At 72.0% G+C, this 6,066-nt stretch carries 8 protein-coding genes; 3 read left to right on the top strand and 5 right to left on the bottom strand.

Annotated elements, in window-relative coordinates:
- Nucleotides 1-135: 135 nt before the first annotated feature.
- The 5 genes from ABZ371_RS27730 to ABZ371_RS27710 form a co-directional block, all read right to left on the bottom strand.
- The gene (locus ABZ371_RS27730) at nucleotides 136-1,245 is read right to left on the bottom strand and encodes a chitinase (RefSeq protein WP_358684489.1); all 1,110 of its coding nucleotides are present in this window, start codon (nucleotides 1,243-1,245) and stop codon (nucleotides 136-138) included.
- Nucleotides 1,246-1,348: 103 nt separating this feature from the next.
- Nucleotides 1,349-1,939, bottom strand: a complete 591-nt coding sequence (locus tag ABZ371_RS27725) for a lytic polysaccharide monooxygenase auxiliary activity family 9 protein (RefSeq protein WP_358684487.1) — start codon at nucleotides 1,937-1,939, stop codon at nucleotides 1,349-1,351.
- Nucleotides 1,940-2,252: 313 nt separating this feature from the next.
- Entirely contained in the window at nucleotides 2,253-2,636 is a 384-nt protein-coding gene (locus ABZ371_RS27720; protein WP_358684485.1) for a cytidine deaminase, read from the bottom strand.
- A 14-nt stretch (nucleotides 2,637-2,650) separates the two neighbouring features.
- A complete protein-coding gene (locus tag ABZ371_RS27715; protein WP_358684483.1) occupies nucleotides 2,651-2,902 on the bottom strand; it encodes a DUF397 domain-containing protein in 252 nt (83 codons plus the stop codon).
- Entirely contained in the window at nucleotides 2,899-3,720 is an 822-nt protein-coding gene (locus ABZ371_RS27710; protein WP_358684481.1) for a helix-turn-helix transcriptional regulator, read from the bottom strand. Before ABZ371_RS27710 ends, ABZ371_RS27715 begins: the two co-directional genes overlap by 4 nt.
- A 112-nt stretch (nucleotides 3,721-3,832) precedes the next feature.
- Here ABZ371_RS27710 and ABZ371_RS27705 point away from each other — a divergent pair, with 112 nt between their 5' ends.
- From ABZ371_RS27705 to ABZ371_RS27695, 3 genes are read left to right on the top strand one after another with little or no spacing between them, the layout of a single operon-like run.
- Entirely contained in the window at nucleotides 3,833-4,288 is a 456-nt protein-coding gene (locus ABZ371_RS27705) for an ATP-binding protein (protein ID WP_358684479.1), read from the top strand.
- 15 nt (nucleotides 4,289-4,303) lie between these two features.
- Nucleotides 4,304-5,344, top strand: a complete 1,041-nt coding sequence (locus tag ABZ371_RS27700; RefSeq protein ID WP_358684477.1) for an NAD(P)/FAD-dependent oxidoreductase — start codon at nucleotides 4,304-4,306, stop codon at nucleotides 5,342-5,344.
- The gene (locus tag ABZ371_RS27695; RefSeq protein ID WP_358684475.1) at nucleotides 5,341-5,982 is read left to right on the top strand and encodes a class I SAM-dependent methyltransferase; all 642 of its coding nucleotides are present in this window, start codon (nucleotides 5,341-5,343) and stop codon (nucleotides 5,980-5,982) included. Before ABZ371_RS27700 ends, ABZ371_RS27695 begins: the two co-directional genes overlap by 4 nt.
- Nucleotides 5,983-6,066: the final 84 nt, after the last annotated feature.

The following is a 6,066-nucleotide window of genomic DNA, read 5'->3' as shown; positions in this document are numbered from 1 at the left end:
GGCCCCCCATTTCCCCCGGGGGGCCCCGGCCGGTGGCTCGGGGGGGGGGGGGCGGGGGCGGGGGGGGGGGGGGCCGGGCCGGGGGGGCCGCCCCCCCCCCCCCCCTGCCCGCGGACCCACGTCGGCCCGGCGGGCTCAGCGCCCCTGGAGCGCCTTGACGTTGTCGCCGAAGGTCCAGTTGCGGGACCCGTCCCAGTTGAGGGACCACGTCATCAGGCCCTTGAGCCCGCTGCGGCCCTTCCACGCCTGGGCCACCAGGGAAGGTGCCATGTGACCGCCCCCGGCGCCCGGTTGGGCGGGCAGGCCCGGGACCTGCTTGTCGTACGGGACCTTGATGGTGGTGCCCTGCACGACGAGCCCCTTGTCCAGGCAGTCGGTCTGGACGGTGAAGCCCTGGACGGTACCGGCCGCGTAGGAGTCGCCGGAGCACCCGTACATGCTGCCGTTGTAGTACTGCATGTTCAGCCACCAGAGCCGGCCGTTGTCGGCGTACTTCTTGATGATCGGGAGGTAGGCGCCCCAGATCGATCCGTAGACGACGCTTCCGCCGGTGACGTACGCGGTCTCGGGGGCCATGGTCAGGCCGAAGCCGGGCGGCATGGCGGCGAGCACCCCGTCGATGATCCTGATGAGGTTGGCCTGCGAGGGCGACAGCCGGCTGATGGTGCCACTGCCGACGAGGCCCGTCTCGATGTCGATGTCGATCCCGTCGAAGTTGTACTTCTTGAGGATCGGCACGACCGTCTGCACGAACCGGTCGGCCACCGCGGAGGAGCTGAGGTCGATGCCGGCCGCCGCGCCCCCGATGGAGAGCAGTGTGGTGAGCCCGGCTTCCTTGGCCCGGCACATCTCGGCCGGCGTGGGCACCCGGACGGTGGCGTCCATCCCGTCCTCCCACAGCACCGTGCCGTCGGAGAGGATCACGGGGAAGGCCGCGTTCACGACGTTGTAGCCGTGCTGGGGGATGCGGGGGTCGGTGATCGGCGTCCAGCCGAACGGCGGGTGCACGCCGTTGGCGGCGCCGTCCCAGTTCTCCCAGTACCCCTGGAGCACCTTGCCCTGGGGCCGGGGCTTCGGCGCGCAGGTGTCGGCCGCTGCCGCGTCCGGCGTACGCGCGGCCGTGGTGCCCTGGCTCGCCGAGGCTCCCGGAGCCGCGCCGAGCAGCAACTGGGCGGTTCCGGCGGCCGCCAGTGCGACGGCCAGGAGCCGTCCCCTCGTTGCGTTCCTTGCCTTTCTCGGGGACATGGGTCTTCCCTTCCGCGGGCTGTGCCCGCAAGCGCTGGGAGTGCGGGGCGGAGTGATGCGCTGCGCGGGGCCCGGTGCCCGCCCGGCACCGGGACGGGGCACGTCAGAACTTCACGTCGGAGCAGGCGTAGAACGCGTTGCCGGTGTCGGCGACCGTCCAGACGCCCAGGATGAGGTGCTTGCCGGACTTCCGCGGCAGGACGCCCGAGTGGCTGACCGTGTTACCGGGGAGCCGGCCGCCGAAGGGCACCGTCAGGAACGGCTGCGGGTCGAGGTCGGCCCTGTTCAGCGGCTTCGTCGGGTCGTAGCCGTCCTTGGTGACGTAGTAGCGGAAGTCGGTGGTGGCGTGGCGCGCCGAGATGCGCCAGACGAAGGTGTGGTTGCTGCCCGCGGTGAGGGTGGTGGCCGGCCAGTTCCCGCCGCGCGGGTCGTCCAGTTCGGAGAAGCGGCCGTTGCCGCCCGCGCAGATCGCGCCGTCGGCGGGTCCCCGGGTGGGGAACCCCTTCGGGCCCTCCACGCTCGGCGGTTCCCACTGGATCTGCCCGCAGTTGCGGACGGTGCCGTTGCCGCACAACTGCTGGCGGCTGACGGGTGAATCGGTGTAGCCGTGCCCCTGGGCGCTGCCGGCGGTCGCGACGAAGGCGCCGCCGACCAGGCCGAGGCCCAGGAGTAACGAGGTGATTTTGCTACGCATCGTGCGCTCCCGTGGTCCGTGGTTCCGGATGTCTGGACGGACACGCGGCCTCCGGTGCGCCTGCCGGGTGGAGCGGCGGGACGGGGTGCGGCAGGGCAGGGGAAGAGGAGGCCGCGAGTCCGCTGCGGTCTAGACCAAGTCGAGGCTAGACCGAACCGATTGGACATGTCCATACCAATGGAGAAGCGGGCCCACCCCCGGGTGAACCGCCGTCAGCTCCTGCCGACCGTGCCGCGTGGCGGTCCCGGCGCGTGCGCCGGCGCCGTCCTCCGGGCGCGGTGCGCCACCGTGAACCCGGCGGAGCCGGGCGCGTTCAGCTGTCGCCGACGCTGTACGCGAAGGGGAGCAGATCCCGCACGGGGAGCGCCCGCAGGCCCTCACCGGTACGGACGGTGACCCGGATCTCCGGGAAGTAGTCCCACAACACCTGCCGGCACCGCCCGCACGGCGGCATCACGCCGCGGTCGTCGCTCCCGACGGCCACGATGGCGGTGAGTTCGTGGGCACCCGCCGCGGCGGCCGCGCCGATCACCACCAGTTCGGCGCAGGGGCCACCGGTGAAGTGGTGGACGTTCATGCCCGTGACGACACGTCCGTCGCGGTTCCGTGCCGCGGCGGCCACCGTGTGCTCGTCGCCCCTGGAACGGGTCGCGGCGAGCCGGGTGGCCGCCTCGACGAGCTCGTGATCGAGGGTCATACGGGTGGGTGCCGCTACGCCGTGGCGCGGACGAAGGCGGACCAGGCGGCCGGGGGCACGGTGAGGACCGGGCCGTCGGTGACCTTGGAGTCGCGGATGTGCACGGCGCGGGGGTGCGCGGACACCTCGACGCAGTTGCCGCCCTGGTCGCTGCTGTAGCTCGACTTGTGCCAGTGGTAGGCGACCTCGACGCAGGCGCCGCCCTGGTCGCTGCTGTAACTCGACTTGAACCACGTGAGGGCTGTATCGCGTGTTCCGCGCGTCATGACTCTCCAAGCAGGTCGTCCAGCAGGCGGGCACTGCTCTCGACGGAGAGCGCCTGCGAACGCAGCATCCCATATTTCTGCTGCAGGACACTGACGTCGTCCGGGTCGTCGTGCAGGACGCTGGTCAGCTGCCCCTCGACGTAGGCGAGGTGGTCGTGGTCGGGGGTCTCCAGGAGCACCATCGGCCCCGCCAGGCCCGCGTGCTTGGGGAGCCTCATGGGCATGACCTGGAGTCCCAGGAAGGGCAGTTCCACGCAGCGCCGCAGGTGCCGGAGCTGCTCACGCCGCATGGCCGGGTCCCCGATCTCGCTGCGCAGGATGCTCTCCTCCAGCAGGAAGTGCAACATGGGGCGCGGCCTGCGTTCGAGCAGCCTCTGGCGGTCGAGCCGGGCGGCCACCCACTCCTCCCGCTGTTCCTCTTCGAGCGGCGGATAGAGGCAGGAGAAGACGAAACGGGCGTACTCCTCGGTCTGAAGCTGCCCCGGCACCACCTGGTTCTCGTACGACAGCAGCGTCACCGCCTCCTGCTCGTACTCCACGAAGTCCTGCACGAACGCCGGGAATCGCTCCCGCTGCGGCACCTTCGCCACCGCGACTCTCAACACCCCCTTGGTGTCAAGCAGTTCGTCCAGTTGGGTAGCGAAGTCCGCCTGGAGCGGGCGGCGGCCCTGCTCGACGGAGGCGATCGTGTCCTCGCCCACGCAGAACCGGTCGGCCAGCGACGCCTGTGTCAGCCCGGCCGCCTTCCGGAAGGTGGCCAACTGGGCGCCGATCACGTGCCAGGACGTGACCCGCTTGTTCCTCTTCGCCGATTGCATGTGATGGCTCTCCCCGCGCGCGACCTCGACTCGACCCGTCACGGGTCGTACGGACGCGATGTACGACCTGACGCGCTGAGTGATCCTAGTGACTTTCTGTGACAGTCGTCCCGTGAACGAAGCCACGCGACTCATCCACGCCCGTGAGGCGTTCTACCGCCGTGAACGCAGGTCGGTCCCGCTCGCCCGGCGGTTCGCGCGGGAGACCCTGCTCGACTGGGCGTGCGGGGCACCCCTCGCCGACGTACTGCTCTGCGTGAGCGAACTGGCCACCAACGCGCTGGTGCACGGCGTCCCGCCCGGCCGTGGCTTCCGCCTGCGGCTGACCCTGGGGGCCGTGCTCCGCGTCGAGGTGCACGACAGCGGCCCAGGGGAGGTGCCTTCGGCGGTCCGGGCCGCATCCTCCGGCGCGGAGTACGGGCGGGGACTGGTGCTGGTCGCCGCGCTGGCCGACACCTGGGGGGTGGGGGAGCGCAATCCCGGCAAGGAGGTGTGGTGCGAGTTCGGATTTGCCGATCCGGCAAGCATGTTTGTCGATCGGGGGATCCGGGCGCACCATCTCCCGTAGATGGAGGTGCTTCCCATGAGAGACAAGAACCAGCACTACGACGTGGTGATCGTCGGCGGCGGACCGGCCGGCCTGAGCGGGGCCCTGACCCTGTCCAGGGCGCGGCGCTCCGTGCTCGTGCTCGACGCGGGCGCTCCCCGTAACGCGCCCGCGTCCCACGCGCACAACTACCTGGGCCGCGAAGGCGTGCCGCCGCTGGAACTGCTGGCCGACGGCCGGGCCGAGGCCGCCGGGTACGGGGCGGAGATCGTCGAGGGAACGGCCGTGGCGGCCGAGAAGCTCCCGGGCGGCGGCTTCCGCGTCGTACGGGAGGACGGAGGCGCCGTCGAGGCGCGCCGGCTGCTCGTCACCACCGGGCTCGTCGACGAGCTCCCGGACCTCCCCGGTCTCGCCGAGCGCTGGGGCCGCGACGTGCTGCACTGCCCGTACTGCCACGGCTGGGAGGTGCGCGAGCGGCCGGTCGGCATCGTGGCCGTCGGTCCGGCGGCCGTGCACCAGGCCCTGCTGTGGCGCCAGTGGACCGACGACGTCACCCTGTTCCGCCACACCCGGCCCGACTTCACCGACGAGGAGTACGAGCAGCTGGCCGCGCGGGGGATCTCCGTCGTGGACGGCGAGGTGACCGGCCTGGAGGTGGCCGACGACCGCCTGACCGGGGTGCGCTTGGCGGGAGGCACGGTGATCCCGCGTGAAGCAGTCGTGATCCAGCCACGCTTCACCGCGCGCTCCGGCCTCCTGCGAAGCCTCGGGCTGGAGCCCACCGCCCTGGAGGTGGCCGGTCAGGCGGTCGGCACCTACATCGCGGCGGATCCCACCGGTGCCACCGACGTCCCGGGGGTGTTCGTGGCGGGGAACGTCGCCAACCTCATGGAACAGGTCATCGGCGCCGCTGCTGCCGGGCTGAAGGCGGCGGCGGCCGTCAACGCGGACCTCGTCACGGACGACACCCGTCGAGCGGTCGAGGCCCGCCGCGCACCGTTCTCGGCCGAGGCCGAGCGTCAGGTCGCCGAGCGTGTGCTCGGGGACAGCCGACATGGACTTCTGGAGACGCGATGACCGACGACACGACCACCACCCGTACCGACGCCGAGATGTGGGACGACCGCTACCGCGAGAGCACCCGGATCTGGAGCGGCGAACCGAACACCGTCCTGGTCCGCGAGGTCGAGGGTCTCGAGCCGGGGCGCGCGCTCGACCTCGGATGCGGCGAGGGCGGGGACGCGGTCTGGCTGGCCCGGTCGGGCTGGCGGGTCACCGCCACGGACATCTCCCGGGTCGCCCTGGAGCGGGCCGCCTCCCACGCGGCCGAGGCGGGGGCCGCCGACCGGATCGACTGGCAGTGGCACGACCTGGGCGCCTCCTTCCCCAAGGGGGAGTACGACCTGGTCTCGGCGGCCTTCCTGCACTCCATGGGCGATCTGCCGCGCGAACGGATCCTGCGGCGGGCCGCCTCGGCGGTGGCACCCGGCGGCGTGCTGCTCGTCGTGGGTCACGCCGGCTTCCCCACGTGGGAGAGGAACCCGCACCCGGAGGTGCACCTCCCCACGGTCCACGAGGTCCTCGCCTCCCTCGAACTGCCGGAGGGGGAGTGGGAGGTCCTGCGCGGCGAGGAGTACGAGCGGATCCAGAACGACCCCGAGGGCAACCCCACCACCCGCACGGACAACGTGCTGAAGGTCCGCCGCCTGCGGTGACCAAGGGTCTCCGGTCCGGCTCGGCGCGAACAGGCCGCGGCCGGGCGGCAGGCACGCCGGGCGCCCGCCTCCACCTCCTGCGGG

This window comes from Streptomyces sp. NPDC005899, from assembly GCF_040629645.1.
Taxonomy (GTDB): domain Bacteria; phylum Actinomycetota; class Actinomycetes; order Streptomycetales; family Streptomycetaceae; genus Streptomyces.
This window is presented reverse-complemented; position numbering and strand designations above follow the sequence as displayed.

Bases quoted from the DNA above. Each gene is read 5' to 3' on its own strand.
- ABZ371_RS27700 (WP_358684477.1), top strand. From the start codon at position 4,304: ATGAGAGACAAGAACCAGCACTACGACGTGGTGATCGTCGGCGGCGGA.
- ABZ371_RS27725 (WP_358684487.1), bottom strand. From the start codon at position 1,939: ATGCGTAGCAAAATCACCTCGTTACTCCTGGGCCTCGGCCTGGTCGGC.
- ABZ371_RS27715 (WP_358684483.1), bottom strand. From the start codon at position 2,902: ATGACGCGCGGAACACGCGATACAGCCCTCACGTGGTTCAAGTCGAGT.
- ABZ371_RS27695 (WP_358684475.1), top strand. From the start codon at position 5,341: ATGACCGACGACACGACCACCACCCGTACCGACGCCGAGATGTGGGAC.
- ABZ371_RS27720 (WP_358684485.1), bottom strand. From the start codon at position 2,636: ATGACCCTCGATCACGAGCTCGTCGAGGCGGCCACCCGGCTCGCCGCG.
- ABZ371_RS27710 (WP_358684481.1), bottom strand. From the start codon at position 3,720: ATGCAATCGGCGAAGAGGAACAAGCGGGTCACGTCCTGGCACGTGATC.
- ABZ371_RS27730 (WP_358684489.1), bottom strand. From the start codon at position 1,245: ATGTCCCCGAGAAAGGCAAGGAACGCAACGAGGGGACGGCTCCTGGCC.